Genomic DNA, 26,280 nt, shown 5'->3' on the forward strand with positions numbered 1-26,280 from the left:
CGGGGACGGGGCGCGGGCGATCGACCGACATCACGATTCGGCAACAGCAGGAGCGGCGGGCGACCTGGCGATGCCGCGGCCGCGTCTACTGGACAGCACGGAGGAAGGGGACACACATGCGCAGGCAGAGGTATGCGTGGGTGGCCGGGCGGCTGCGGACCGCCCCGCTGCCCCGCCGGGCCCTGGTCAAGGGTGGCGCAGGGCTCATGACCGGCGCCGTCGTCGGGGGTCTGCAGGATGACGGGGGCCGCTTCGTGCTCCCACCCGAACCCGAGCCGGAGCCGGAGCCCGTCGAGCCTGAGCCCGTCGAACCGGAGCCGGAGCCCGTCGAGCCCGAGCCGGAGCCCGAGCCGGTCGAGCCACCGCCGCCGCCGGTCCTCGAGCGAGGCAGCGGTGGCGAGGCGGTCTGGGTGCTGCAGGAGCAGCTGAACGACGCCGGCTACTGGTGCGGCGCGCCCGACGGCGGGTTCGGGCACCTCACCCAGCAGGCCGTGTGGGCCCTGCAGAAGGCCCACGGACTGTGGCGTGACGGCGTCGTCGGGCCGAGCACCCGCGCGGCGCTGGCCACCGGCTACCGCCCGGTGCCGGCCCACGGCGGCGACCACGTCGAGGTGCACCTCGCCTCCCAGCTGCTGCTGGTGGTGCGCGGCGGAGCCACGCTGATGACGCTGAACACCTCGACCGGCAACGGCGAGCCGTACACGTTCGAGGACCACGAGTACGACGCGCGCACCCCGACCGGCGACTTCCAGGTGTGGCTCACCCACAGCGAGGGCTGGCAGGACGGCGAGCTGGGCAGGATGTACCGGCCCATGTACTACTCCGGCAACTACGCCGTTCACGGGTCGATGTCCATCCCGCCCGTCCCGGCCTCGCACGGGTGCGCCCGCATCTCGGTGGACGCCATGGAGATGTTCTGGTCGCAGGGCCTGCTGGCCCTGGGCCACCGCGTCGTCGTGCTGTGAGCGGGTGAGCCCCAGCCGGCTCTGCGGTGGCCGCCCGGCTCAGCTACCGGCGCGCCGCTTGTTGTAGACGTCGAAGGCGACCGCCAGCAGCAGGACGAGTCCCTTGACCAGCTGCTGCGTCGACTGGTCGGCACCCATGAGCTGCATGCCGTTGGACATGACGGCCATGATGAGACCACCGATCATGGCCCCGCTGACCCGGCCGACACCTCCGGTGACCGCGGCCCCGCCGATGAAACAGGCGGCGATGGCGTCCAGCTCGAACATGTTGCCGGCGCCCGGCTGCGCACCGTTCATGCGGGACGAGAAGACGACCCCGGCGATGCCCGAGAGCAGGCCCATGTTGACGAAGATGAGGAAGTTGACCTTCTTGACCTTGACGCCCGAGAGCTTCGCGGCCGTGAGGTTGCCGCCGATGGCGTAGACGTTGCGGCCGAAGACCGTCTTCTGGGTGACGAGCCCGTAGATGAGGACGAGGACCGCGAGCAGGATGAGCACGTTGGGCAGGCCGCGGCTCTGGGCGAGCTGGTAGCCGAACCACATGACCACCGCACCGACGGCGACGACCTTGAGCACGAAGAGCGGCAGCGCGCCGACCTCCTGCTCGTAGGAGACCGCGGCCCGCCGCTGCCGCCAGGCGTTCACGGCATACCCGAGCACGGCGACGGCGAAGATGACCAAGGTGAAGACGTCGACCCCGTAGCCGCCCAGGATGCCGTTCTGGAAGCCGTTGGCGATCTGGTAGTAGGTGCCGCCGAAGGGGGACAGCGACACGTTGTCCAGGACCTGGAAGGTCAGGCCGCGGAAGATGAGCATCCCCGCCAGGGTGACGATGAAGGCCGGGATCCCCACGTAGGCGACCCAGAACCCCTGCCAGCACCCGGCCAGCACGCCCACCGCCAGCGCCGCGAGCACCCCGACCCACCAGGGCATGCCGCTGCGGATCGAGACGACCGCCGCGGTCGCCCCGGTCAGGGCCACCAGCGAGCCCACCGACAGGTCGATGTGCCCACCGATGATGACGATGATCATCCCGATCGCGAGGATGAGGATGTAGGAGTACTGCAGGACGATGTTGGTGAGGTTCCCCGGCGTGAGGAAGTTGGGCTGCAGGACCGAGAAGAACCCGACGATCACCACCAGCGCCAGCAGGATGCCGCTCTGGCGGATGTTGCTGGTGAGCAGTTCCTTGAGGTTGAGCGTCCCGGTCATCGGGCGGCACCTTCCTTCTCCATGGTCATGAGGGACATGAGGCGCTCCTGGGTCGCCTCGGCGACGGGCATCTCACCGGTGATCCGGCCGAAGGCCAGGGTGTAGATGCGGTCGCTGATGCCGAGCAGCTCGGGCAGCTCGGAGGAGATGACGACGACCGCCTTGCCGGCCGCGACCATCCGGTTGATGATCGTGTAGATCTCGTACTTCGCCCCGACGTCGATGCCCCGGGTGGGCTCGTCGAGGATGAGCACGTCGGGGTCGGTGAACAGCCACTTGGCCAGCACGACCTTCTGCTGGTTGCCGCCGGAGAGCTTGCCGACGCTGTTGAGCACGCTGGGCGTGCGGGTGTTGAGGTCGCGCCGGTAGTCCTGGGCGACCTTGAGCTCCTCCAGGCCGTTGACCCAGCCGAGCCGGGACAGCTTGTCGAGGCCGGCGGCCGAGGTGTTGTGCCGGATGTCGTCGATGAGGTTGAGCCCGTAGGCCTTGCGGTCCTCGGTGGCGTAGGCGATGCCGTGGCCGATGGCCCGGGAGACCGTCGAGACGTCGACCTCCTGGCCCTGCTTGAGGACACGCCCGGAGATGTCGCGGCCGTAGCTGCGGCCGAAGATGCTCATCATGAGCTCGGTCCGACCGGCACCCATGAGGCCGGCGATCCCGACGACCTCCCCGGCCCGGACCGAGAAGCTCGCGTCGTCGATGACCACGCGGTCCGTCTGCGTGGGGTGGTGCACCCGCCACTGCTCCACCCGGAGCATCTCCTCACCCACGTGCGGCTCCCGCTCGGGGTAGCGGTGCTCCATGTCACGCCCGACCATCCCTCGGATGATCCGGTCCTGGGTGGAGCCGGCCTCGCCCATGTCCAGGGTCTCGATGGTCCGGCCGTCCCGGATGATCGTCGTCCGGTCGGCGATGTCGGCGATCTCGCCCAGCTTGTGCGAGATCATGATGCAGGTGACCCCCTGGTCGCGGAGCTGGCGCAGCAGCCCCAGCAGGTGCGCGGAGTCGCTGTCGTTCAGGGCCGCCGTCGGCTCGTCGAGGATGAGCAGCCGCACGTCCTTGGACAGCGCCTTGGCGATCTCGACCAGCTGCTGCTTGCCCACGCCGATGTGCCCGATCTTGGTCACCGGCAGCTCGTGCAGACCGACCCGGTCCATCAGCTCGGTGGCGTCCCGGTTGGTCCGGTGCCAGTCGATGAGGCCGCCCCGGCCGCGACGCTCGTTGCCGAGGTACATGTTCTCGGCGATCGACAGGTGCGGCACCAGGGCGAGCTCCTGGTGGATGATGACGACGCCCTGCGACTCGCTGTCGTTGATCGAGGCGAAGCGGACGGGGTCGCCGTCCAGCAGGATGTCGCCCTCGTAGGTGCCGTGCGGGTAGACCCCGGACAGCACCTTCATCAGGGTCGACTTGCCGGCGCCGTTCTCGCCGCAGATGGCGTGGATCTCGCCGCGTCGGACCTTCAGGGTCACGTCCTCCAGCGCCTTCACGCCGGGGAACGTCTTGGTGATCCCACGCATCTCCAGGATGGTGTCGCTCATGGAGCTCCTCACGGGGGGCACCGCGCAGGTGCGCGGCGGGGAAGGGGGGCGCCCCTGACCCGTCGTCGGACGCGACGGGTCAGGAGCGGTCGGGCAGGAGGGTCACTCGGCGACGCCGGAGTCGACCTCCTCCTGGGTCCAGTAGCCCGAGTCGATGAGCAGCTCGGTGATGTTGTCCTGGTAGACCACGTCGGACTCCAGCAGGTAGGAGGGGACGACCTTGACGCCGTTGTCGTAGCTCTCGGTGTCGTTGGCCTCGGCCTCCTCGCCGGCCATGTAGGCCTCGACCGTGACGACGGCCTGGTCGGCCAGCTTGCGGGTGTCCTTGAAGATGGTCGACTGCTGGACGCCGTCGGCGATGAGCTTCACCGAGGCGATCTCGGCGTCCTGGCCGGTGACCACGGGCAGCCCGTCCTCGATGGTGTCGCCCCGACCGTCGCCGCGCAGCGCGGTGATGATGCCGCGCGACAGGCCGTCGTAGGGGGAGAGCACGCCGTGCAGCTCGGTGTCCCCGCTGTAGGTGCTGGTCAGCAGGTCCTCCATGCGGCGCTGCGCCGTCTCCTGCTGCCACCGCAGCGTTGCCGCCTGCTCGATGTCGGTCTGGCCCGAGGGCACCTCGAGGGTGCCGTCCTCCATGTAGGGCTGCAGGGTGTCCATCGCCCCGTCCCAGAAGAAGTGGGCGTTGTTGTCGTCCAGCGACCCGGCGAACAGCTCGATGTTGAACGGTCCCTCCGCGTCGCCCTCGGAGCCGTCCTCGTTGAGGATGCCCAGCCCGACCAGCAGCGCCGTGGCCTGCTGCACGCCGACGTTGTAGTTGTCGAAGGTGACGTAGAAGTCGACGTTCTCGCTGTCCCGGATCAGCCGGTCGTAGGAGATGACCGGGATGCCCGCGGCGGCGGCGGCGTCGAGCTGGCTGGAGAGGGCGGTGCCGTCGATCGCGGCGATGACCAGGGCGTCGGCCCCGTTGGTGATCATCTGGTCGATCTGCTGGCTCTGGGTGGGGATGTCGTCGTTGGCGAACTGCAGGTCGACGTCGTAGCCGGCCTCGGTGAGCCCGGCCTCGACGGCGTTGCCGTCGGCGATCCAGCGCTCGGAGGTCTGGGTGGGCATGGCGACACCGACGGTGCCGCCCTCGCCCCCTCCGCCCTCGGACGCGCTGCCCTCGTCGGCGCTGCCGCTGCCCGCACCCTCGCCGCCGCAGGCCGCGAGGCTGAGGGCGAGCGTGGCACCGGCGGCGATGGCGGTGTACCTACGGATCATCATGGGTGTCTCCTTGGGTGTGGTCCCGCGGGTGCGGGTGGTGGACGGTGGTCCGTCGCGGGTGGGTATGCCGTGCGGTCGCCTCAGACGCCCTGCGCGAGGCGGTGGTAGGCCTGGTTCCAGCGCACCTCGCGGGCGAAGTCGCGCGTGGTGGTGTCCTGGTCGATGACCAGCAGCTCGGTGCCCGACATCGCGGCCCACTCCTCGACGACCGGCACCCCCACCTGGGTGGTGAGGACGGTGTGGTGGGCCGCGCCGGCGGTGAGCCACGCCTCGGCCGAGGTGGCGAGATCGGGCTGCGGGCGCCAGACGGCGTGGGCGACGGGCAGGTGCGGCAGCGGGGCGTCGGGGGCGACCACGTCGACCGCGTTGGCGGTGAGCCGGAAGCGGTCGCGCATGTCGGTCATCGCCACCACGACCCCCGGTCCGGGGTCGGCGTGGAAGACCAGGCGGACCGGGTCCTCGCGGTCGCCGATGGCGAGCGGGTGCACCTCGAGGCGCGGCCGGGCGGTCGTCAGCGACGGGCAGATCTCCAGCATGTGGGCGCCGAGGACCTTCTCCGCGCCCGGGGTGAGGTCGTAGGTGTAGTCCTCCATGAGGGAGGCGCCACCGGGCAGGCCGGCCCCCATGACCTTGGCCGCGCGGACGAGGACGGCGGTCTTCCAGTCGCCCTCGGCGCCGAAGCCGTAGCCGGCGGCCATGAGGCGCTGGACCGCGAGCCCGGGCAGCTGGGTGAGACCGCCCAGGTCCTCGAAGGTGGTCGTGAAGGCGGTCGCGCCGAGGGACTCCAGCAGCGTGCGCAGGGCCACCTCCTGGCGGGCGCCGTCCCGCAGCGACCCGGCCCGCTCCCCGCCGGGGCGCAGCTCGGGCGCGACGTCGTAGAGGTCGAGGTACTCGGTGACGAGGGCGTCCACCTCGTGGTCGCCCACCTCGGCGACCGCGGCCACCAGGTCGTTGACCCCCCAGGTGTTGACCGAGACGCCCAGCCGGATCTCGGCCTCGGTCTTGTCGCCCTCGGTCACGGCCACGTTGCGCATGTTGTCGCCGAACCGGGCCAGCCTCAGCGAGCGCGTCGCGGCCCACCCGGCGGCCGCCCGGGCCCAGTCGCCGACCCGGCGCTGGACGGGGGCGTGGGAGACGTGCCCGACCACCGTGCTGCGCCGCACGCCCATCCGGGTCTGCAGGTAGCCGAACTCGCGGTCCCCGTGAGCGGCCTGGTTGAGGTTCATGAAGTCGAAGTCGATGGTCGACCAGGGCAGCTCCACGTTGGCCTGCGTGTGCAGGTGGAGCAGCGGCAGGTCGAGGGCGGCCAGCCCGGCGATCCACATCTTGGCCGGCGAGAAGGTGTGCATCCAGGCGACGATCCCGATGCAGCCCTCGTGCGCGTTGGCCTCCAGAGCGAGGCGGTGGATCGCGTCGCGGTCGGTCAGCACGGGCTTCCAGACGATGCGGACGGGGACCGCATCGGCGTCGTCGAGCTGTCGGGCGATGGCCTGGCTCTGCTCGGCGACCTGCCGGAGGGTCTCCTCGCCGTAGAGGTGCTGGCTGCCGGTGCAGAACCAGATCTCGGCGTCCTCGGTGCGGGGCTGCGCGCTCATGCTGGTGCCTGCTCCTGGTGCTGCTCGGTGGACGGCGAGGCGGGCGCCTGGCCGTAGACGTTCTGGTAGCGGTGGTAGAGGGCGTCGACGTCGCGCTGGTCCAGCGGCGTGAGAGGCCCGAGCTGGCGGGCGAGGTGCAGGGTCCGGGCGACCTCCTCCACCATGACCGCCGCCTTGACGGCGGCCCGCGCGTCGCGGCCCACGGTGAAGGGCCCGTGGCTGCGCATGAGCACCGCGGGGCTGCGGGACCCGCGCAGGGTCTCCACGATGCCGCGGCCGATGGAGTCGTCCCCGATGAGGGCGAACGGGCCGATGGGGACCGGCCCCCCGAACTCGTCGGCCATCATCGTCAGGGCGCACGGGATGTCCTCGCCCAGCGCCGCCCAGGCGGTGGCGTAGGGGGAGTGGGTGTGCACGACGCCGCCGACGTCGGGCCGGTGCCGGTAGACGTAGGCGTGGGCCGCGGTGTCGGAGCTGGGGCGGTGCGCGCCCTCGACGAGCTCGCCGTCGAGGTCGCAGACCACCATGGCCTCCGGCGACAGCTCGTCGTAACCCACTCCGGAGGGCTTGATGACGAACAGCTCGGTGCCGGGGACCCGCTGGGAGACGTTGCCCGCGGTCCACACCACGAGCTCCCAGCGGGGCAGCTCGGCGTGCAGCCGCGCCACGACCTCGCGGACCCGGGCGACCTCGGTGCGCACCTGCTCGGGGTGCTGGGCCAGGCTCACGCGGCCGTCCCCCGTCCGGCGCGGGCGGCGCGCCGCAGCGCGCGCAGCCGGTGCATGACCTCGTTGCCACCGCGACCGAAGTGGTCGTGCAGCGTGCGGTACTCCGCGAAGAGCGCGTCGTAGGCGCGCGCCGACTCCTCGTCGGGGGTGTAGACCGCCCGGTCCACCCGGCCCATGGCGGACGCGGCGGCGCGGATGTCGGCATGCTCCCCGGCCGCGACGGCGGCGTGCAGGGCGGACCCGAGCGCCGGGCCCTGGTCGGTCGCGATGGTCGAGATGGGCAGCCGGGTGACGTCGGCGTAGATCTGCATGAGCAGCGCGTTCTTGAGCAGCCCCCCGGCGACGACGAACTCGGTCACCGGCACGCCCGCCTCGACGAACGCCTCGACGATGACGCGGGTCCCGAACGCGGTGGCCTCGAGGAGCGCGCGATAGGTGTCCTCCGGCCGGGTGGCCAGGGTCTGCCCGACGACGAGGCCGGACAGCTCGTGGTCGACGAGGACCGACCGGTTGCCGCTGTGCCAGTCCAGCGCCACCAGCCCGTGCTCACCCACCTGCTGCCGGGAGGCGAGGTCGGTGAGCAGCTCGTGCACCGACATACCCCGTCGGTGCGCCTCCTCGTGGTAGCCGGGCGGGACGCCGTGCTCCACGAACCAGCCGAAGATGTCCCCCACCCCGGACTGGCCGGCCTCGTAGCCCCACAGCCCCGGCACGATGCCGCCCTCGACGACGCCGCACATCCCCGGGACCTCCCGGCGTGCCTCGCCGTTCATGACGTGGCAGGTCGAGGTGCCCATGATGGCCACCATCTGCCCGGGGTCGACGGCGCCGGCGGCCGGGGCGGTGACGTGGGCGTCGACGTTGCCGACGGCGACGGTGATGCCCTCCGGCAGGCCGGTCCACGCCGCCGCCTGTGCCGTCAGCCGGCCGGCGGGGGCCCCGAGCTCACCGAGGGGCTGGTCGAGCTTGTCGGCGACGAAGTCCGCGAAGTCGGGGTTCAGCGCGGCCAGGAAGTCGCGGTCGGGGTAGCGGCCGTCCTGGCGGATGCCCTTGTAGCCCGCGGTGCACGCGTTGCGGACGTAGCTGCCGCACAGCTGCCAGACGATCCAGTCAGCCGCCTCGACCCAGCGCTCGGTGGCGGCGTAGACCTCGGGGTCGTCCTCGAGCAGCTCCAGCGCCTTGGCGAACTCCCACTCCGAGGAGATGAGCCCGCCGTAGCGGCCGATCCACGGCTCGCCCCGCTCGTGGGCCAGCGCGTTGATGCGGTCGGCGTGCGGCTGCGCGGCGTGGTGCTTCCACAGCTTCACGTAGGCGTGCGGCCGGTCCGCGAACGCGGCCAGCTCGCTGAGCGGGGTGCCGTCGGCCGTCGTCGGGACCATGGTGCAGGCGGTGAAGTCCGTCGCGATGCCCACGACGTCCTCTGGCCGCACGCCGTGCTCCTCGCGGGCCGAGGCCAGCGCGGCCGGGACGGCGTGCGACAGGACCTCGACGTAGTCACCGGGCACCTGCAGCGCCCAGTCCGGCGGCAGGGTCGCGGCGGCGCCCCCGGCGGCCGACGGACCGGCGGTGAGCTCGGACTCCATCACGCCGTGGGCGTAGGGGTGGGCGGCGCTGCCGACCACCGTGCCGTCCGCCACCCGGACGACGACGGCCCGCCCGGACAGGGTGCCGTAGTCGACGCCGACGACGTAGGTGTTGTTACCGCTCACAAGACGAGGAGGTTACCGCTAACATGCGGTTTGTCAAAACACCTGTTCGCCGCCCCTGCGACGAACGGTGCAGGATGGGCGACGAGCGGACGGAGAGGTGAGGCTGGTGCGGGGTCGACGCACGACCATGTATGACGTGGCGGCCGCGGCCGGCGTGTCGCACCAGACCGTGTCGCGGGTCGTCAACAACAGCGACCAGGTGCGTCCGGAGACCGTGGACCGGGTGCGCCGTGCCATGGTCCGGCTGGGCTACCGGCCCAGCGGGACCGCCCGCAACCTCGCGGTGCGTCGCACGCGGTCGCTCGGGGTGGTCAGCTTCATGGGCCCGCTCTTCGGGCCGATGTCCATGCTGCTGAGCATCGAGGCCGCGGCCCGGCGCAGCGGCTACGCGGCGCAGCTGGTGTCCGCCCACGGGCTGGACGCGGGCCAGGTGGACGCCGTCCTGGAGGAGGTGCTCCGCCGCGACGTCGAGGGGGTGGCCGTCATCGCCCCCACGGACCAGCAGGCGGGGATGGTCGCCGGGCTGCGCGACCAGCTGCCCGTGGTCGCGGTGGAGGGGCGGCTCGGCGACGACGTCCCCTTCGTCGCCAGCGACAACGAGGCGGGTGGCCGGCTCGTGGCCGAGCACCTGCTGGAGTGCGGGCACCGGACGATCGCGCACGTGAGCGGGCCGGAGGACTGGGGCGAGGCGCGCCAGCGCACCGCCGGCTGGGCGAACCGGCTCCGGTCGGCCGGTGTGGAGCCCGGCCCGGTGTGGGCCGGGGACTGGAGCCCGGAGTCGGGCTACCGGGCCGGGGTGGAGCTGCTGGCGCACCCGCGGTGGGGCGAGGTCACCGCGGTCTTCGCGGCGAACGACTCGATGGCCCTGGGCCTCATGGCCGCCCTGCACCGGGCCGGTGCCGGGGTGCCCGGGCGGGTGAGCGTCATCGGCTACGACAACACCCCGGAGAGCGGGTGGCTGCAGCCGGCGCTCAGCACCGTGGAGCAGCAGTTCGACGCCGTCGGGGCGGCTGCGGTGGAGCGCCTCGTGACGTCGCTGGAGGGCGGGGCGGCGCAGGCGGAGCTGCTCATCCCGCCCCGTCTGGTCTCCCGGTCCAGCGTGGCCCGGCACGGGCGGGGCTGACTACACTCGCCGGGGTGAGCGGGGTCGGTGGTCGTCAGGTGCCGCCGGGCTACCGGGCCGACATCCAGGGCCTGCGGGCGCTGGCCGTCGTGCTCGTCCTGCTCTACCACGCGGGGGTGCCGTGGCTCCCCGGCGGCTTCGCCGGCGTCGACGTCTTCTTCGTCATCTCCGGCTACGTCATCACCGGGCTGCTCGTCGGTGAGGTTCTGCGCACCGGGTCGGTGGACCTGCGCCGCTTCTGGTCGCGCCGGGCGCGGCGCCTGCTCCCCGCCTCGGCCCTCGTCCTCGTCACGACCGCGCTGCTCACCCTGACCCTGCTGCCCCAGGTCCGCTGGCGCGAGACCGGCTGGGACGTCGTCACCTCAGGTCTCTACGTCGTCAACTGGCGCCTGGCCGACCGGTCCGTGGACTACCTGGCCGAGGACTCGGTCGCGTCCCCGGTGCAGCAGTACTGGTCGCTCGCCGTCGAGGAGCAGTTCTACCTCGTCTGGCCGCTGCTGCTCCTCCTGGCGGCAGGCCTCGCGCGGCGCCGGGGCCTGCGCACCGTCCCGGTGGTGGCGCTGCTGCTGGGTCTGGTGGTCGTCCTGCCCTCCTTCGCCTGGGCGGTCCACCTCAGCGCCACCAGCCCGCCGGAGGCCTACTTCGTCACCACCACCCGGCTGTGGCAGCTCGGGGTCGGGGCGCTCGTCGCCCTCGGCAGCGCCTGGTGGTCCAGGGTGCCCGTCCCGTTGGCCACGGTGCTGGCCTGGGGAGGTCCTGCGGTCGTGGTGGCCGGCGCGATGCTGACCGGCGCGCAGACCGCCTGGCCGGGCTGGGCCGCTCTCGTCCCGACCCTGGGCACGGCGGCCGCGATCATCGGTGGGGTGCGGGCCTCGGAGGTGCTGGGGCCCCTCCGGGTGCACCGGTGGGCGGTGCTGCAGTGGATCGGCGCGCTGTCCTACTCGCTCTACCTGTGGCACTGGCCGTTGCTCGTCGTGGCCGAGGCCCGGCTGGGGGAGCTGTCCGTCTGGACCGGCCTGGGGGTCGTGCTCCTGTGCGTGGCTCCGGCCGTGGCGGGCTACCTGCTCGTCGAGCAGCCGGTACGTCACGCCCGCGGTCGCTGGGCACGCCCCGCGGCCGGGCTGGCGGTGGGAGCGCTGTGCACGGTCCTGGCGGCGGCCACCGGCTGGCAGCTGGTGCGCGAGGTCGACCGGCAGGTCCGCACCAACGAGGCAGCCGCGGGGGACGCCGAGGGCGCGGGCGCCCTGCAGGACGACGGCACCCGCACGGGGGACGACGGAGCGGTCGCGGGGGACGACGGCACCGGCACGGCGGACGACGGCGCGCACGGGGCGGCGGGGGACCAGGACGGCGCGGGCGGCGCGGCGGGAGACCAGGACGGCGCCGCCGGTACGAGCGGGTCCGGGGGCCGCGAGGTCCCGTCCGGCACCGACGGGGCGCCCTCGCCCGGCCTGGACGGGGTCGACCTGTCACCCGCGTCGATCACCCCGGACCCCCTCGAGGCGACGCGTGACGTGCCCGCGCTCTACGACGAGGGGTGCGACGCCGATACCGAGGAGGTCGTGCGCTGCAGCTACGGCGACCCCGAGGGGGACCTGCACGTGGCCGTCGTCGGCGACTCCAAGATCGCCCAGTGGATGGGCGCCCTGGACCAGCTCGGTGAGGAGCGGGGGTGGCGCGTCGACGTCTACTACCGGTCGGCCTGCCCCTGGAGCGCCACCCCGGTCGAGTTCGAGGACGAGGCGGACGCGCAGGCGTGCCGGTCCTGGGGGGCCGAGGTGACGCAGCGGCTGGTGGACCGCCCGCCGGACGTGGTCCTGACGTCCTCGGTCAAGTCGCAGGGTCGCGCCGAGGACGGCGAGCTGTCGGGGGAGGTGCTCGCCCAGGGTATGGCGCAGCTCTGGCAGGAGGTCGGTGCCGCCGGGGTGCCGGTCGTCGCGGTGGCGGACACCCCGCAGCCGGGCGACCTGCAGGTCTACGCCTGCGTCGCCGACCACCGCGGTGACCTGGGGCGCTGCACCTTCGACGGCAACAGCGGCAGCGGCACCGGCCCGCTCCTGGGGGCCGTGGAGCAGGTCGAGACCTCGACCTTCGTGACCATGAACGACTGGGTGTGCCCCGGGCAGGACGAGTGCCCACCCGTGGTCGGCGGTGTCCTCGTCTACCGGCAGGGCAGCCACATCACCGATACCTACGCCCGGTCCCTGTCCGACGTGCTGGGCGACCGGCTGCAGGTGGCCTTCGACCGGCTGGGGGTCACCGGCGATGCCCGTGGTGCGACGTCCCGGTCCGGCTAGCGGTACGCCTGCTGCCCGGTGAGGGCCTGGCCGACGACGAGGGTGTGCATCTCCTCGGTGCCCTCGTAGGTCAGCACCGACTCGAGGTTGGCCATGTGGCGCATGACCGGGTAGTCGCCGGAGACCCCGTTCGCACCCAGGACGGTGCGGGCGGTGCGGCAGATCTCGAGCGCCGCGGTGACGTTGTTGAGCTTGCCGACGCTCACCTGCTCGGGACGCAGACCGGTGCGGTCCTTGAGCCGGCCGAGGTGCAACGCCAGCAGGGAGCCGGTGGCCCACGACTGGTGCATGCGGGCCAGCTTGGCCTGGGTGAGCTGGAAGGCGCTGATGGGGCGGCCGAACTGCTCGCGCGTGCCGGCATACTCCAGCGCCGTGGACAGCGCCGAGCGGGCGGCGCCCATCGAGCCCCAGACGATGCCGTAGCGCGCCTCGGACAGGCAGGAGAGCGGGCCTCTGAGACCCCGCACGCCGGGCAGGACCGCGTCCTGCGGCAGTCGCACGTCCTCGAGGACGACCTCGCCGGTGACCGAGGCCCGCAGCGACATCTTGTGCTCGATGGTGGGGGTGGAGACCCCGGGGGTGGCGGTCGGCACCACGAACCCGCGGATCCCGTCGTCGGTGCGGGCCCACACCACCGCCACGTCGGCGAGCGGGGCGTTGGTGATCCACGTCTTGGCCCCGTCGAGGACCCAGTCGCTGCCGTCCCGGCGGGCGCGGGTGGTCATCGACCCGGGGTCCGAGCCGTGGTCCGGCTCGGTCAGCCCGAAGCAGCCGATCGTCTCTCCCGCCGCCATGCCGGGCAGCCACGCCTGCTTCTGCTCCTCGGTGCCGAAGGCGTGCATGGCGTGCATCGCCAGCGACCCCTGCACCGAGACCAGCGAGCGGATGCCGGAGTCCGCGGCCTCCAGCTCGGTGCAGGCCAGGCCGTAGTCCACCGCGCTCATCCCCGCGCAGCCGTAGCCCTCGAGGTGCATCCCCAGCAGCCCGAGCCGGCCGAACTCACCGGCCAGCTCGCGCACCACCCCGTGGTCGACGTGCCCGGCCTCGAACCACCCGGCGACGTGCGGCAGCACGTGATCGCCGCACACCGACCGCACCGACTCACGCACCGCGCGCTCGTCGTCGTCGAGCAGGGAGTCCAGGTCGAGCAGGTCGAGCGTCTCGGCAGGCATACCTCCATCATGCCGGTCGCCGGGGCCACGCCGGCGCGGCAGGATGGGGGGATGACCGATCTCATGCGCGGGACGTCCATCCTCGGCACCGAGGTGCGCCGGGTGGAGGACCCCGACCTGCTGAGGGGGCGCGGCACCTTCGTCGGCGACCTCGACCTCGACGACCCCGACGTGCTGCACGCGGTCTTCGTCCGCAGCCCGGTGGCGCACGCGCTGCTCACCGGCATCGACACCTCCGCGGCCGCGGCGACGCCCGGGGTGGTGGGGGTCTTCACCGCCGACGACCTGGGGACCGACCCGGTGCCGCCGTTCGCCCAGATCCACGACCGGGTGGCGCGCACCGCCCTGGCCACCGGCCGGGTGCGCTTCGTCGGCGACCCCGTCGCCCTCGTCGTGGCGACGAGCAGGGTGGCCGCGGTCGACGCCGCCGACCTCGTCGACGTCGACTACGAGGAGCTGGAGGCGGTCGTCGACCTCGAGGACGCCCTGGCCGACGACGCGCCGCAGCAGTTCCCCGAGCTCGGCACCAACGTGGTGCTGGCCGTCAAGGACCCCGAGGGCGAGCAGGACGTCCTCGCCGGCGCCCACCGGGTCGCGCGGCTGCGGATGGAGAACAACCGGATGGCGACCAGCCCGATCGAGGGCCACGGCATCCTGGTGCGGCCGTCCCTGGCCGGTGCCGGTGACGACGGCGGCAGTGGTGACGACGGGGGTAGCGGTGACGACGGGGGTCGCGGTGGCGACGGGGATCGCGGTGGCGACGGGGGTGACGGCGGCGACGACGCACGGTCGGTCCGCGTCTGCGGCCTGGACGTCGCCCTCGCCACCCAGCACCCGCACCTGGCCCACCGGCTCCTGGTCCGGTGGACCGGGCTGCCGAAGGACGCGGTGCGCGTCCGGGCCCCGCACGTGGGCGGCGCCTTCGGCGGCAAGGCCGGGATCATCCCGGAGCACGCGGCCGTGGTGCGCGCGAGCTGCCGCCTCGGGCGACCGGTGCGCTGGGTGGAGACGCGCAGCGAGACGATGCTCTCGATGACCAGCCGCGGTCAGGTGCAGTACGTCGAGGTGGGGCTGGACGAGGACGGCAGGATCACCGGGATGCGCGCGCGGCTGGTGGGGGACTGCGGCGCCTACGCCGGTTTCGGCGGGTCCTTCGCCAGCGGCTCGACCCGGACCATGTCCGAGGGCTCCTACGTCGTCCCGCGGCTGCGTTACGACGCGGTCTCGGTCATGACCAACACCAGCCCGACCGGGGCGTTCCGCGGGGCCGGGCGGCCCGAGGCGGCGGCGATGGTGGAGCGGGCGATGGACCACGCGGCCCGGGAGAGCGGCCTGACCCCGGAGGAGTTCCGCCGTCGCAACTTCGTGGCCCCGGCCGACTTCCCGCACGAGACCAAGTTCGGCGCCCGCTACGACACCGGCGAGTACGCCCGGGCCCTCGAGGCGGCGCTGGAGGCCGCCGGGGTCGACGCGCTGCGGTCCGAGCAGCGACGCCGACGCGAGGAGGGCGGCGCCTGGCAGCTGGGCATCGGCATCGCCAGCTACGTCGAGATCACCGGGTTCGGCGGCTCGGAGTATGCCGGCATCCGGGTCGCCGAGGACGGCTCGGTCACGGTGATGGCCGGGACCTCGGCGCACGGCCAGGGTCACGCGACGGCGTTCTCGATGCTGGTCGCCGACCAGCTCGGCCTGCCCCTGGAGCGGGTCGGCTACGTGCAGTCCGACACCGCGCAGGTGCGTTCGGGGGGCGGGACCGGAGGCGCGCGGTCGCTGCAGCTGGGCGGCAGCGCCGTGCTGGAGGCGGCGGTCCGGCTGCGCGAGCAGGCGACCCGCCTGGCCGCCGACCTGCTGGAGGTCGCCGAGACCGACGTCGAGCTGGTCGACGGCAGCTTCGGGGTGCGCGGCGTGCCGGGGGCCTCGCTCACCTGGGACGCCGTCGCCGGGCGGGCGCACGAGCGAGGGGAGGGGCTGTCGGTCGACCACGACTTCTCCCAGGACGGGTCGACCTTCCCCTTCGGGACCCACGTCAGCGTCGTCGAGGTCGACGTGGAGACCGGGGCCGTGCGACTGCTGCGGCACGTCGCGGTCGACGACTGCGGCACCGTCGTCAACCCGCTCCTCGTGCGCGGGCAGCAGCACGGCGGCTGCGTGCAGGGCATCGCCCAGGCGCTGTTCGAGGAGTTCCGCTACGACGAGCTCGGCAACCCGGTCACGGCGACCTTCGCCGACTACACCCTGCCCACCGCCGCCGACGTCGTCCAGCTGGAGACCAGCCTCACCACCACGCCCACGGACCGGAACCCGTTGGGCGCCAAGGGGATCGGGGAGGCCGCCACTGTGGGGTCGACCCCTGCGGTGCAGAACGCCGTCGTCGACGCGCTCGCCCACCTCGGCGTGCGCCACGTCGACATCCCCTGCACCCCGGAACGGGTGCTGCGGGCGGTCACCGAGGCGGCGCAGGGCCGTCACGACCCCTGGCGGGAGCCGCCGGCCATCTTCGACGACCTGCCCGATCTCGACGCCGTGGACGACGTCGAGGTCTGAGCCTCCGTGCCAGGGGGGGCGACAGCCGAGAGCGACAGGGTCCTCGAGAGCGACGCGGTCGCCCGCAGCTCCAGGGTCGCCGGGACCTACAGGGTCGCTGAGACGAGGTCGAGCTCGTCCCGGTCCTCCTGGGTCAGCTCGAGGCGGGTCGCCGCGAGCAGCGGCTCCAGCTGCTCGGGGCGGGACGCCGACGCGATGGGGGCGGTGACGCCGCGGTCCAGCAGCCAGGCCAGGGCCACCGAGGCCGGGTCGACCTCGTGCCGTCCGGCGACCTCGACCAGGGCGTCCACGACCGCGAGACCCCCGGCCTCGGCATACCTGCGGGCGGCCCCGCCCCGCGCGTTGCCCGCGAAGTCGTCCTCGGTGCGGTACTTGCCGGTGAGGAAGCCGGAGGCCAGCGCCGGGTAGCAGAAGACCGCGAGGTCGAACTCGGCCACGAGCGGGGCGATCTCGTTCTCGTACCCGGACCGCGAGACCAGGCTGTAGCGCGGCTGGACGGCTGTCGGGAGGACGGCGCCCTGGGCGGCGGCGGTCTCCATGAACTCGCGCAGGCGCCCGGGGGAGTAGTTCGACAGGCCGACCGCGCCGATCTTGCCGCTGCGGAACGCCTCGTCGAAGGTGGCGACCTGGTCCTCGATGGCCACCGACTCGTCGTCGGCGTGCGCGTAGTAGAGATCGATGCGGTCGGTCCGGAGCCGCTCGAGGGACTCGTCCAGGGCGGCGAGGACGGAGTCGCGGGTCAGGCCCTCGCGCCCCGGCTTCTTGCCGACCTTGGTCGCGACCAGGACCTGCTCGCGGTTGCCGCGGTCGGCCATCCAGTCGCCCAGGACGCGCTCGGACTCGCCGCCCTCGTGCCCTTCCGCCCACGACGAGTAGGCGTCGGCGGTGTCGACGAACGAGCCGCCGCCCTCGAGGAAGGCGTCGAGGACGGCCTCGCTGGCCTCCGCGGTAGCGGTCCAGCCGAAGGGGTTGCCGCCGAGGTTGACGGGCAGGAAGGTGCGGTCGGTGCCGGGGAAGGTGGGGGTGCGCATGGCGTCCGACAGTACAAGCCGGCCGGGGCGTCCGCCGGGTCGGGCGACCCTCGGTGGCGGCTCGGGCCGGGCCGCGTGGACGGGCGGGTGGCGCCGTGCGATAGTGCTGATGTCACGTCTTTGTTCATCCTCTGTCCACGGTCTGCGAATGCGAGGTGCGCCGGATGATCGGTCGGCTGCAGAGCGCCTTGGGCTCTGCCCTGCGATCCCGGGTGGCGGGCGACGACGCCCATCAGCGCGCTGCGGTCATCTGGGACACGCCCGGGGAGCGCTGGTTCACGCCGCAGGACCCGGTATGGCGCGTGCACGCCGACGCCTCGATGTTCCCGGCCGGGGTCGCCGCGCTGCTGCTGCAGATGCTGCACCCGATGGCCATGGCCGGGGTGGCGGGGCACTCGGGATACAAGGGTGACCCGTGGGGCCGGCTGCAGCGCACCAGCACCTACCTGGCCGCGACCACCTTCGGCACCGTGGACCACGCCCTGGCGACCATCGGGCACGTCCGGGCGATCCACGAGCGGGTGCGCGGCAAGGACGCCTTCGGGCGTCCCTACCGCGCCTCCGACCCGCATCTGCTCCTGTGGGTGCACGTCGCGGAGGCGCTCTCGTTCCTCGACGGCTACCAGGCCTTCTCCGGCTCGCCACTGACCCCGCAGGAGGCGGACCGCTACGTCGAGCAGGCGGGTGTCTCCGCCCGGCACCTCGGCGTCCTGGACCCACCCACGACGGTGCGCGACCTGCGCGAGGTGCTCGAGGCATACCGGCCCGAGCTGGAGGCCACCGAGGCCGCGCGGGAGGCCGCGAGATTCCTGTTGGCCGAGCCGCCGCTGCCGCTCGCCTCGCGCCCCGGCTACTGGGCCATCGCCGCGGGCGGTGTCGCCCTGCTCCCGCCATGGGCCCGTTCGGAGCTGGGCCTGCCGACCTCCACCGTCCTGTCGCGCGCCGTGCTCTCCCCCCTGGGCCGCGCCAGCACGTCGACGGTGCGCTGGGCGATGGCCGGGGTCGGTCGGGCCCAGCAGGAAGCGGCCGCGTGAGCCGGGCGACGACGACGGCCCCGGTGCGGGGGCGCGGAGGACAGGAGACGGACGCGTGAGCCGGGCGCACGCGCTGGAGCTGGTGCTCGGCCCGGAGGACGACGCCTGGGTCCGTGCCCGGTGGGCGGCGCTGGAGGACGCCGGGATCGCCTCGTTGGCGCGGCACCGGGGGGCCACGCACCGGCCGCACCTCACCGTCGCGTCCTCTCCCCAACCGCCAGAGCAGCGGGTGCTGGCGCTGGCGTCGGAGCAGTGGGGGCCCTTGCTGCCGCTGCAGCTGGACGTGACCGGCCTCGTCCTGCTCGGAGGGCGTCGGCTGACCATCGCCGACCTGGTGTCCGCACCCCTGAGCGCGCGGCGGGCGCAGGCCGAGCTGACGTGGCAGTGGGAGGGCGCTGACGAGCGTCCGTGGGTGCCGCACGTGAGCCTGGCGACCCGGTTGACCACGGAGAGCGCCGGCATGGCTCTCGCCGCGCTGAGCGTCGCGTCGCGCGAGCGCGAGGACGGCCCGGGCGGACGCGGGGACGGGGTCCCGGGGCGGGGAGCCGGGAGCGGGATCTCGGGGCGGGGAGCCGGGTCCGGCGCCGGGCGCAGCCTCACCGTCGAGGCCCTGCGCTGGTGGGACCCGGAGGCGGAGAGCGTGTCGGACGTCGCCGTGAGCGCCGCATGAGCGGCGGCACGCAGGTGCGGTTGGTCTACCCGCACCAGCTGCACACCGAGCAGCTCGACGTCCCTCGCGGCACCGTGCTCGTCGTCGTCGAGGACGACCTGCTCTACCGCCAGTTCCCCTTCCACGCGCACAAGCTGGTCATGCACCGTGCCGCGGTCGCCCGCTTCGTGGACCGCGCCCGCGAGGCGTCCTTCGACGTCGAGGTCGTCGAGTCCACCCCCGACCGGACGAGCGGCGCCGGGCTCGTCGAGCTCGTGCAGCGGCTGCGGCCGGACGGCGTCAGCGTTCTCGACGTCGCGGACGACTGGCTGGGTCGGCACTGCCGCGACCAGCTGCGGGAGGGGGGATACGAGCTCAGCCGCGAGGACGTCCTCGACACACCGTCCTTCCTCACCACCCGGGAGCAGATCCACGAGCACTTCGCCTCCGGAGGCGCCCGGATGCAGCACTTCTACGCCTGGCAGCGGCGCCGGTTGGACGTCCTCATGGACGGTGAGCAGCCGGTGGGCGGCCGGTGGTCCTTCGACACCGAGAACCGCAAGAAGCTGCCCGCGGGCCACCACGTGCCTGATCCCTCGCTCGGACCCTCGCGACGGCATACCCGGGTCGACGAGGCGGCCGACTGGGTCGCCGAGCACTTCCCGGACGCTCCTGGCGACCCCGACACGTTCTGCTGGTCGACCTCGCCGGGCGAGGCCGACGCCGCGCTGCGCCGCTTCCTCGACGAACGCTTCACCCAGTTCGGGCCCTACGAGGACGCGATCAGCACCGAGCACCCCGTCGTCTTCCACGCCGCGCTCAGCCCCGCCCTGAACTGCGGTCTCATCAACCCCGACCAGGTGCTGGAGCGCGCCCTGGACGCGGCGGACGAGCACGACGTCGACCTGCCCAGCCTCGAGGGGTTCGTGCGTCAGCTCATCGGGTGGCGGGAGTACATGCGGGCGACGTACCGGCTGTGGGGCCGGCGGATGCGCACGAGCAACGTGCTGGAGCACGGGCGTTCCATGCCGGAGTCGTGGTGGACCGGCGACACCGGCCTCGAGCCGGTCGACCTGGTCATCCGCCGGGTCCTCGAGCGGGGGTACGCCCACCACATCGAGCGGCTCATGGTGCTCGGCAACGCCCTGTGCCTGCTGCGCGTGCACCCCGACGAGGTGTACCGCTGGTTCATGTCGCTCTTCGTCGACGCCTACGACTGGGTGATGGTGCCGAATGTCTACGCGATGAGCCAGTTCGCCGCCGGTGACGCCATCACGACCAAGCCCTACGTGTCCGGCAGCAACTACCTGCGGAAGATGTCGGACCTGCCCACCGGGGAGTGGCGGCAGGCGTGGGACGGGCTCTACTGGACCTTCGTGGAGGACCACCGCGACGTCTTCGAGGCCAACACCCGGGCCAACTTCGCCGCCCGGACGTGGGACGGGATGGCGGACGAGAAGAAGCAGCAGCACCGCGGGTCAGCGGCGCCGTGGCTCGGTCGGTAGCCGTGTCGCGGCTGGGATCGCTCAGCGGAAGGGGTCGCCGGGGTCGTTGAGGTCCTGCAGCTCAGGCCACGTCACTTCTTGTCGAGTGGCTCGGGTATGGCCTGCTCGGCCGGGTCAGCTCCGGTCGGAGTCGGCCAGCCGGGCGGGGAACCCGCCCGTGGCGATCGGCGACCACCGCTGCGGGGTGACCCGGATGAGCGACTTGCCCTGGTCGCGCATGGCCTGGCGGTACTCGTCCCAGTCTGGGTGCTCCCCGGAGATGCACCGGAAGTAGTCCACGAGCGGCTCGACGGCGTCCTCGCCGTCGAGGACCTCGCAGGTGCCGTCGACCTGCACCCACGCATCGTCGAACTCGTCGGACAGCACCAGGACGCTCACCTCCGGATCCCGTCGCGCGTTCGCCGTCTTGGCGCGCTCCGGGTAGGTCGAGATGACGATGCGACCCTCCTCGTCGACCCCGCCGGTGACCGGGGAGGCCTGCGGTCGGCCGTCCTGCCGCTGGGTGATGAGGACGAGGCTGTGGCGGTCGCGGGCGAACTCCAGGAGGCGCTCGCGGTCGACCTCGGTGGTGGTGGCGATGGTGCGGGGCATGGGTCCCACTGTGCCACCGGCGAGGGTATGCGTCGCGGCAGCCCCCGCTCGACCACGGGTCCTCAGAAGGGCGGAGGGTCGTCGCGCCGGGCGCCCCACGGCTGATGCGTCCGAGAGGGGCGCCCTGCGTCAGGGCTCTCGTTGCGGGGGCCGCTCCCGTCAGTGGCGTCGCCAGGGACGATCGGGTTTGTGTCGTCATCGCTGGTGCTGTCGCCGTGGGTGGCGTCGGCGTCAACGCACTCCCCGCGCTGCTGACGTCCCTCCTCCGTCGTCCGAGGGGTCATTCTCAGCAGGCTGGCCAGGGTGGCCTGGTCGTCCGACGGACCACACCGACGCTGCCCGTCGGGCCCTCGGTGCGTCATGGTGATCCAGCCGCTGAGCGTGGGGTCGTGGTCGGTGGCACCGTCGGCATCGTCCGCATCTGCGAGGAGCGCCGCGACGCCACGGTGGGCCAGGGCGGCGTAGAGGGCGCAGCAGGCGACGTCGAGGTCGTCGTCCCGGGGGGGGGGTTCCGGGTCGCCGTGCCGGCTGCGGTCCGGGTCACCGTGCCGGGTGGGGCCCAGGTCGCCGTGCTGGGTGGCGTCGACGGGGGGAGGACCGTCCTGTCTGTCGGTCAGGAGGCGGCTTGACGGGAGGTACTGCCGGTAGTCGTGGCCACGGGTCTGCTCGATCTGACCGAGCACGGTCTCCCACCGCAGGTCGCGGCGGGGGCTCAGCGCGCTGGCCCACCAGCCCTCGGTCTTGAACTGGTGACTGCGGATGTCCTTGAGCGCGAGGTTGGTCTCACTCGTGGACCCGCCAGCACCCCACGGCTCCTCGTGGTCGATCTCGCAGGCGGTCGCCGGGGTGCGGCTGCCCGGAGCGCGTGAGGTGACGTCGGCGGCGACGACCTGGCGTCGCATGGCGGCATCTGGCCGGTAGGAGGCGACGCTGCGCTCGATGAGGCGCCCGTCTGCAGGGTCGACCAGCAACCGGGACAGCGTCGTCCCCGGGGTCAGTGCCAGCTCCCGGCTGTGGCCAGGACTGATGAACGCGGGGTGCCGCCCGAGGAGCTCTGCGACCGATCCGCCACGCAGGGTCGCGGGTGGTGGTGGGAGGGCATGACCCGCTGGTGGAGGCTCCTGACCTGGGGAGGCCTGTGCCGTCCCCCGTCCCTCGAGCGAGGGTCGAGGTGGTGTTCCGCCGCCCGGCCGGTCTGGCCGTCGGGGACCGTCGAGGGAGGTGGGACTATCACTGGCGGTCGTGGGTCTCCCGTCGGGCGTGCTGCCCGTCCCGGAGTCGGGCGGCGGTGGCTCACCCGTGTCAGGGGTCTGAGGCGTCGACGCGTCGGCACGGTGAGGCGCACCGGTGTCTGGATGGACAGAGGGGGCGGTCTCCGCGGGCTGCCCGCGGTGGACGACGTCGGACGGCGCCGGTCCGGTCGCACCGGAGGAGGCCCCGACGCACGTCGCGCAGGCGGGGCGGCCCGCGAGGGCGTCCCAGGGCACCACGACCTGGAGCGAGATGGCCGGCTGCGCGGTGACGACCTGCGCAACGGTGTCGCTGTCGTCCGGGGTGACCAGGCCGTCCTCGCCCAGGTCCGGCAGCTCGAGGCGCCCGTGCAGCAGGAGGGTCTGGGCGACATCGGAGCGGAGCTGCGCCAGGGTGCGCTCGTCACCACCCTTGCGCAACGCCTTGGCCGATCCCTCCAGGCGCTGGGAGATCGCGCACAGGCTGGTCAGCGGCCCGGTGATCGCCAGGGTGGCGGTCGAGTCGTCGTCGATGCGCATCCAGACCCGTCGCTCGGCCCGCGCCCTGCGTCGACGCCCCCGCTCGGCGACGACGTCCTGGCCCTCGACCCGCACCGCCTCCCGCTCCAGGGCGGCCCAGAACTCCGCCTGGTGCCAGGGCCGGTCCAGCACCGTGCCGTCCGGCGCGAGGCGCTCGGGCACCACGGTGTCCGGATCGGACCCGAAGAGGGACTCGCACGCCAGCGACGCCTCGTCGGCGGCCAGCGACCCGCACCGGTCCCAGAACGCTCGCACATGGCCCCACGACGCCAGGCCGGTGTCGAGAGCCTCTCGCACCACGGTGCGCACCGGCGTCGGCGCGCAGGCGACACCGACCATCTGCCGTGCCTCCTTGACGCCCAGCCCCAGCGCCACCTGCAGCTCGGCGACGGCCAGCCGCTTGGTCTCGGCACGCCAGCGGCGACGGAGGGAGGAGGTCAGCTCGTCCACATCGGCATACCCCTGGTGCGTCAGCAGGGTCTGTCCGATGTCGGCCGTCAGCGCGTGAGCGGCCTCGAGCAGCGCGGACTCCACGGCCGAGCGCTGCCGCGCGAGCATCCGGACCCGAGCGACGGTCTCAGCTGGGTGGTGGTCGGTCGCGGGTCCGGCCGCGTCCTGTGCACCCGAGCCGTGCGCCCCGGCGTGTCGTGCTGCGCACACCTGCTGGGTCGGTGCTGTGCTGGAGGGCTCGTCAGGGTCCTCGGCACCGCCCGGGCACGCGACCATCGCGCCTGGCCGCGTCTGTGGGGGAGGATCCAGCTGGAGCAGGATGCTCAACGGGCTCAGGTCCAGCTCGTGCACCGCCGGGGCCCGACGCCCTGCATGCCGTTCCACGAGCTCGTGCAGGCGGAGCTCCAACGACGACTCGAACCACGAGCTGTGCAGCATGTCCCTCCCCCTTTCCATACCCCATGATAGAACATGTGTTCGAATGATGCAAGAGCCCACAGCCTGTCGGACTGTGTTGTGGCAGGACATCGGTGACGGTCCTGTATCAAGACATCGGTGACGGTTCTGTGTGAGGACATCCGTGACGGTTCCCCATCAGGACATGGGCTGCAGTGCAGGGCCCCCTGGTGACGGCACGTCGAGATGTCCCCAGCTCCGTCGTACAGCCCCGCCCCCAGGAGCTCAGGCCTGCGTGAGCTGCTCCACGACCCCCGCCATGAGGGCGGTCTGGCGGGCGAGTCCGCTGACGAGGATGTGCTCGTGCCGGGCGTGCGGGCCTGCGCCGATGCCGCCCAGACCGTCCAGCACGGGCAGACCCAGCGCGGCGACGAAGTTGCCGTCGCTGGCGCCGCCGACCGGCTGGTCGCCCACCTCGACCCCGAGGTCGGCACCCGCAGCACGGACGAGTGCCAGCAGCCGGTCGGTGTCGGCCGTGGGGTTCATCGGCGGCCGGTTGCGGTCGACCACCACCTCCAGCCGGCACCGGTGGTCCGTCGCCTCGAGCGCCTCCAGCGCCCGGACGATCCGCTCCTCCTCGGCGGGGTCCTGGATGCGCACGTCCACCTCGCAGGTCGCCCGGCCGGCCACGACGTTGCGGCCGCTGCCGCCGCTGATCGTGCCGACGTTGACCGTGGTCTGCCGCTCCCGGTCGGCCAGCTCGACCAGGCGCGGCACCAGCGTGGCCAGCTCGTGGACGGCGCTCGCCCCGGCGTCGGGGTCGAGCCCGGCGTGAGCCTCCACGCCGTGCACCGTGAGGTCGGCGAACACCATGCCCTTGCGGCGCGTCTTCACCGCCCCGCCGGCGCTGGGCTCGGTGATGAGGGTGACGAGCGCCTCGCGCGCCGCCTGCTCCAGGTGCGGCCGCCCCACCCGGGAGCCGACCTCCTCGTCCGCCGTCAGCAGCAGCCGGAGGTCCGGGTGCGGCACCCCGAGCTCGCGCAGGGCCAGCAGCATCCAGACCGTCTGCACGACGCCGACCTTCATGTCGAGCACGCCGGGTCCGGTGAGCACGTCGCCGTCGCGGGTGAGCGGCCACGACGCCAGGGTCCCCTCCGGCCAGACGGTGTCGTAGTGCGCCAGTGACAGCACCTGCCCCTCGTCCGTCCCGGCCCACGTGAGGTCGAGGACGTCGCCGAGGTCGCCGCCGTCGTGCTGCACCCGGCGGGTCGGCTCCCCGAGCCGCCGGACGAGGTATGCCTCGATCTGCGGCAGCGCGGCGACGAGCAGGTCCCGGCGTCGGCTGGGCGTCTCCAGCGACACCAGCAGGTCGAGATCGGCCAGGACCTCGTTCAGGTGCTCCTCGACGAGGTCCCGGACAGCGCTCGCGTGAGTGGTCGGCATACCCTCACCGTATGTCGCCGACGACCCTCCTGGACCAGACCGAGCACGCCGACCTGCGCGGATCGCTGCACGAGCTCTACCGGCACCTGCACTCCCACCCGGAGCTGTCCATGCAGGAGGAGGCGACGGCGGCGCTCGTCGAGGAGCGGATGAGCGCCCTGGGCTACGACGTGTTCCGCTGTGGAGGCACCGGGGTGGTCGCGACGCTGCGCAACGGTGACGGCCCGGTGGTGGGCTTCCGTGCGGACACCGACGCGCTGCCGGTGGAGGAGGACACCGGCCTCGAGTACGCCTCGACCGCCCGGGGCTCGCTGCCGGACGGACGGGAGGTCCCCGTCATGCACGCCTGCGGCCACGACATGCACGTCACCGCCGCGATCGGCGCGGCGACGCTGCTCGCCCAGGACCGCGGCGGCTGGTCCGGGACCGTGGTGTTCCTCTTCCAGCCGGGGGAGGAGACCGCCGAGGGGGCGGCCGCGATGCTCGAGGACGGGTTGTGGGACCGCGCGCCGCGGCCCGAGGTGATCTACGGCCAGCACGTCTGGCCGGGGGTGGCCGGCACCGTCGACGTCACGCCCGGCCCGGCCATGACGTTCTCCGACGCGTGGCGGGTGACCGTCAAGGGTCGCGGCGGCCACGGGTCGCAGCCGGAGTCGACCATCGACCCGGTCGTGCTCGCCGCCCACATGATCGTGCGGATCCAGAGCCTCAAGAGCCGCGAGGTCCCGGCGCAGAAGGCCGCCGTCATCACCATCGCCACGATCCACGCCGGGCTCAAGGAGAACATCATCCCGGCGACCGCCGAGTTCACCGTCAACATGCGCAACCTCGACGCGGACGTGCGCGACCACCTGCTCGGTGCGCTGCGCCGCGTGATCCTCGCCGAGGCGATGGCCTCGGACGCGCCGGAGCCGGAGATCGAGGAGATCTACACCTTCCCCCTGCTCGTCAACGACGAGGAGGAGACGGCGCGGGTGATGGGCGTGCTGCGCGGGGAGCTCGGCGAGGAGCAGGTGGAGGAGATCCCTGCGGTCATGGGCAGCGAGGACTTCGGCGCGCTGCCGGACGCCATCGGGGTGCCGGGGGTCTACTGGTTCTTCGGCGGGCTGACCCGTGAGGAGGTCGAGGGGGAGGAGCCGACGGTGACCAACCACTCGCCGCACTTCGGTCCGCAGCTGGAGCCGACGCTCGGCGTCGGGGTGACCGCGGCGTATGCCGTGCTGTCCGACCGTCTGGGGCGGACCCCGGCCTGAGAAACGGGCG

General features: G+C 72.9%; 19 protein-coding genes. 8 read left to right on the plus strand and 11 right to left on the minus strand.

Translation table 11 applies throughout. The features are described from left to right. Positions 1-116 precede the first annotated feature (116 nt). A complete protein-coding gene (locus EUS26_RS09280; protein ID WP_165368563.1) occupies positions 117-965 on the plus strand; it encodes a L,D-transpeptidase family protein in 849 nt (282 codons plus the stop codon). A 39-nt stretch (positions 966-1,004) separates the two neighbouring features. Here EUS26_RS09280 and mmsB read toward each other — a convergent pair whose 3' ends face one another. The 6 genes from mmsB to araB form a co-directional block, all read right to left on the minus strand. Next, positions 1,005-2,177 carry a multiple monosaccharide ABC transporter permease gene (mmsB, locus tag EUS26_RS09285; protein WP_130013415.1) on the minus strand — a complete coding sequence of 391 codons (1,173 nt, stop codon included), beginning with the start codon at positions 2,175-2,177 and terminating at the stop codon, positions 1,005-1,007. Beyond that, positions 2,174-3,718, minus strand: a complete 1,545-nt coding sequence (mmsA, locus tag EUS26_RS09290) for a multiple monosaccharide ABC transporter ATP-binding protein (protein ID WP_130013417.1) — start codon at positions 3,716-3,718, stop codon at positions 2,174-2,176. Before mmsA ends, mmsB begins: the two co-directional genes overlap by 4 nt. A 102-nt stretch (positions 3,719-3,820) precedes the next feature. Continuing rightward, positions 3,821-4,978: a multiple monosaccharide ABC transporter substrate-binding protein gene (chvE, locus tag EUS26_RS09295; protein ID WP_130013566.1), complete on the minus strand. Its 1,158-nt coding sequence runs from the start codon at positions 4,976-4,978 to the stop codon at positions 3,821-3,823. An 83-nt stretch (positions 4,979-5,061) separates the two neighbouring features. Next, positions 5,062-6,576, minus strand: coding sequence for an L-arabinose isomerase (gene araA, locus EUS26_RS09300; RefSeq protein WP_130013419.1), 1,515 nt, complete (start codon positions 6,574-6,576; stop codon positions 5,062-5,064). Then, on the minus strand, positions 6,573-7,304 hold the full coding sequence (locus EUS26_RS09305) for an L-ribulose-5-phosphate 4-epimerase (RefSeq protein WP_130013421.1): 732 nt from the start codon (positions 7,302-7,304) through the stop codon (positions 6,573-6,575). Before EUS26_RS09305 ends, araA begins: the two co-directional genes overlap by 4 nt. Continuing rightward, on the minus strand, positions 7,301-9,013 hold the full coding sequence (gene araB, locus EUS26_RS09310) for a ribulokinase (RefSeq protein WP_130013423.1): 1,713 nt from the start codon (positions 9,011-9,013) through the stop codon (positions 7,301-7,303). Before araB ends, EUS26_RS09305 begins: the two co-directional genes overlap by 4 nt. A gap of 127 nt (positions 9,014-9,140) precedes the next feature. Between araB and EUS26_RS09315 the strand changes: the two genes are divergently transcribed. Together EUS26_RS09315 and EUS26_RS09320 are read left to right on the plus strand one after the other, a co-directional pair. Continuing rightward, positions 9,141-10,136: a LacI family DNA-binding transcriptional regulator gene (locus EUS26_RS09315; RefSeq protein ID WP_130013568.1), complete on the plus strand. Its 996-nt coding sequence runs from the start codon at positions 9,141-9,143 to the stop codon at positions 10,134-10,136. A gap of 14 nt (positions 10,137-10,150) precedes the next feature. Next, positions 10,151-12,433 (plus strand): acyltransferase family protein, encoded by a 2,283-nt coding sequence (locus tag EUS26_RS09320; protein WP_165368564.1) that lies wholly within the window; start codon positions 10,151-10,153, stop codon positions 12,431-12,433. Here EUS26_RS09320 and EUS26_RS09325 read toward each other — a convergent pair. Continuing rightward, positions 12,430-13,605 carry an acyl-CoA dehydrogenase family protein gene (locus EUS26_RS09325; RefSeq protein WP_130013426.1) on the minus strand — a complete coding sequence of 392 codons (1,176 nt, stop codon included), beginning with the start codon at positions 13,603-13,605 and terminating at the stop codon, positions 12,430-12,432. The genes EUS26_RS09320 and EUS26_RS09325 overlap by 4 nt on opposite strands. Positions 13,606-13,656: 51 nt before the next feature. On the opposite strand from EUS26_RS09325, the gene EUS26_RS09330 reads away from it, so the two are divergent. Continuing rightward, on the plus strand, positions 13,657-16,149 hold the full coding sequence (locus tag EUS26_RS09330; RefSeq protein WP_238148888.1) for a xanthine dehydrogenase family protein molybdopterin-binding subunit: 2,493 nt from the start codon (positions 13,657-13,659) through the stop codon (positions 16,147-16,149). Positions 16,150-16,235: 86 nt separating this feature from the next. Here the strand turns inward: EUS26_RS09330 and EUS26_RS09335 are convergent, their stop codons facing one another. After that, complete coding sequence (locus EUS26_RS09335) at positions 16,236-17,180, minus strand: aldo/keto reductase (protein ID WP_130013430.1); 945 nt, start codon at positions 17,178-17,180, stop codon at positions 16,236-16,238. A gap of 164 nt (positions 17,181-17,344) precedes the next feature. On the opposite strand from EUS26_RS09335, the gene EUS26_RS09340 reads away from it, so the two are divergent. From EUS26_RS09340 to EUS26_RS09350, 3 genes are read left to right on the plus strand one after another with little or no spacing between them, the layout of a single operon-like run. After that, a complete protein-coding gene (locus tag EUS26_RS09340) occupies positions 17,345-18,214 on the plus strand; it encodes an oxygenase MpaB family protein (protein ID WP_130013432.1) in 870 nt (289 codons plus the stop codon). 55 nt (positions 18,215-18,269) lie between these two features. After that, complete coding sequence (locus EUS26_RS09345) at positions 18,270-18,884, plus strand: 2'-5' RNA ligase family protein (protein ID WP_130013434.1); 615 nt, start codon at positions 18,270-18,272, stop codon at positions 18,882-18,884. Beyond that, the gene (locus EUS26_RS09350) at positions 18,881-20,368 is read left to right on the plus strand and encodes a cryptochrome/photolyase family protein (protein WP_130013436.1); all 1,488 of its coding nucleotides are present in this window, start codon (positions 18,881-18,883) and stop codon (positions 20,366-20,368) included. Before EUS26_RS09345 ends, EUS26_RS09350 begins: the two co-directional genes overlap by 4 nt. Before the next feature lie 114 nt (positions 20,369-20,482). Here the strand turns inward: EUS26_RS09350 and EUS26_RS09355 are convergent, their stop codons facing one another. The 3 genes from EUS26_RS09355 to EUS26_RS09365 form a co-directional block, all read right to left on the minus strand. Beyond that, complete coding sequence (locus EUS26_RS09355) at positions 20,483-20,959, minus strand: PPOX class F420-dependent oxidoreductase (RefSeq protein ID WP_130013438.1); 477 nt, start codon at positions 20,957-20,959, stop codon at positions 20,483-20,485. Between the two features lie 62 nt (positions 20,960-21,021). Continuing rightward, positions 21,022-23,616 (minus strand): hypothetical protein, encoded by a 2,595-nt coding sequence (locus tag EUS26_RS09360; RefSeq protein ID WP_130013440.1) that lies wholly within the window; start codon positions 23,614-23,616, stop codon positions 21,022-21,024. 243 nt (positions 23,617-23,859) lie between these two features. Next, positions 23,860-25,017 (minus strand): M20 family metallopeptidase, encoded by a 1,158-nt coding sequence (locus EUS26_RS09365; RefSeq protein ID WP_130013442.1) that lies wholly within the window; start codon positions 25,015-25,017, stop codon positions 23,860-23,862. A gap of 11 nt (positions 25,018-25,028) precedes the next feature. On the opposite strand from EUS26_RS09365, the gene EUS26_RS09370 reads away from it, so the two are divergent. Then, on the plus strand, positions 25,029-26,270 hold the full coding sequence (locus EUS26_RS09370) for an amidohydrolase (protein ID WP_130013444.1): 1,242 nt from the start codon (positions 25,029-25,031) through the stop codon (positions 26,268-26,270). Positions 26,271-26,280 lie beyond the last annotated feature (10 nt).

Origin of the sequence: Serinicoccus sediminis, assembly GCF_004153545.1 — a bacterium.
Taxonomy (GTDB): domain Bacteria; phylum Actinomycetota; class Actinomycetes; order Actinomycetales; family Dermatophilaceae; genus Ornithinicoccus; species Ornithinicoccus sediminis_A.

Coding starts and splice junctions, on each gene's coding strand:
- EUS26_RS09360 (WP_130013440.1), bottom strand. CDS start 23,616: ATGCTGCACAGCTCGTGGTTCGAGTCGTCGTTGGAGCTCCGCCTGCAC.
- EUS26_RS09315 (WP_130013568.1), top strand. CDS start 9,141: ATGTATGACGTGGCGGCCGCGGCCGGCGTGTCGCACCAGACCGTGTCG.
- EUS26_RS09370 (WP_130013444.1), top strand. CDS start 25,029: ATGTCGCCGACGACCCTCCTGGACCAGACCGAGCACGCCGACCTGCGC.
- EUS26_RS09330 (WP_238148888.1), top strand. CDS start 13,657: ATGACCGATCTCATGCGCGGGACGTCCATCCTCGGCACCGAGGTGCGC.
- EUS26_RS09325 (WP_130013426.1), bottom strand. CDS start 13,605: ATGCCTGCCGAGACGCTCGACCTGCTCGACCTGGACTCCCTGCTCGAC.
- EUS26_RS09335 (WP_130013430.1), bottom strand. CDS start 17,180: ATGCGCACCCCCACCTTCCCCGGCACCGACCGCACCTTCCTGCCCGTC.
- chvE (WP_130013566.1), bottom strand. CDS start 4,978: ATGATCCGTAGGTACACCGCCATCGCCGCCGGTGCCACGCTCGCCCTC.
- EUS26_RS09355 (WP_130013438.1), bottom strand. CDS start 20,959: ATGCCCCGCACCATCGCCACCACCACCGAGGTCGACCGCGAGCGCCTC.
- mmsA (WP_130013417.1), bottom strand. CDS start 3,718: ATGAGCGACACCATCCTGGAGATGCGTGGGATCACCAAGACGTTCCCC.
- EUS26_RS09280 (WP_165368563.1), top strand. CDS start 117: ATGCGCAGGCAGAGGTATGCGTGGGTGGCCGGGCGGCTGCGGACCGCC.
- EUS26_RS09350 (WP_130013436.1), top strand. CDS start 18,881: ATGAGCGGCGGCACGCAGGTGCGGTTGGTCTACCCGCACCAGCTGCAC.
- araA (WP_130013419.1), bottom strand. CDS start 6,576: ATGAGCGCGCAGCCCCGCACCGAGGACGCCGAGATCTGGTTCTGCACC.
- EUS26_RS09340 (WP_130013432.1), top strand. CDS start 17,345: ATGATCGGTCGGCTGCAGAGCGCCTTGGGCTCTGCCCTGCGATCCCGG.
- mmsB (WP_130013415.1), bottom strand. CDS start 2,177: ATGACCGGGACGCTCAACCTCAAGGAACTGCTCACCAGCAACATCCGC.
- EUS26_RS09365 (WP_130013442.1), bottom strand. CDS start 25,017: ATGCCGACCACTCACGCGAGCGCTGTCCGGGACCTCGTCGAGGAGCAC.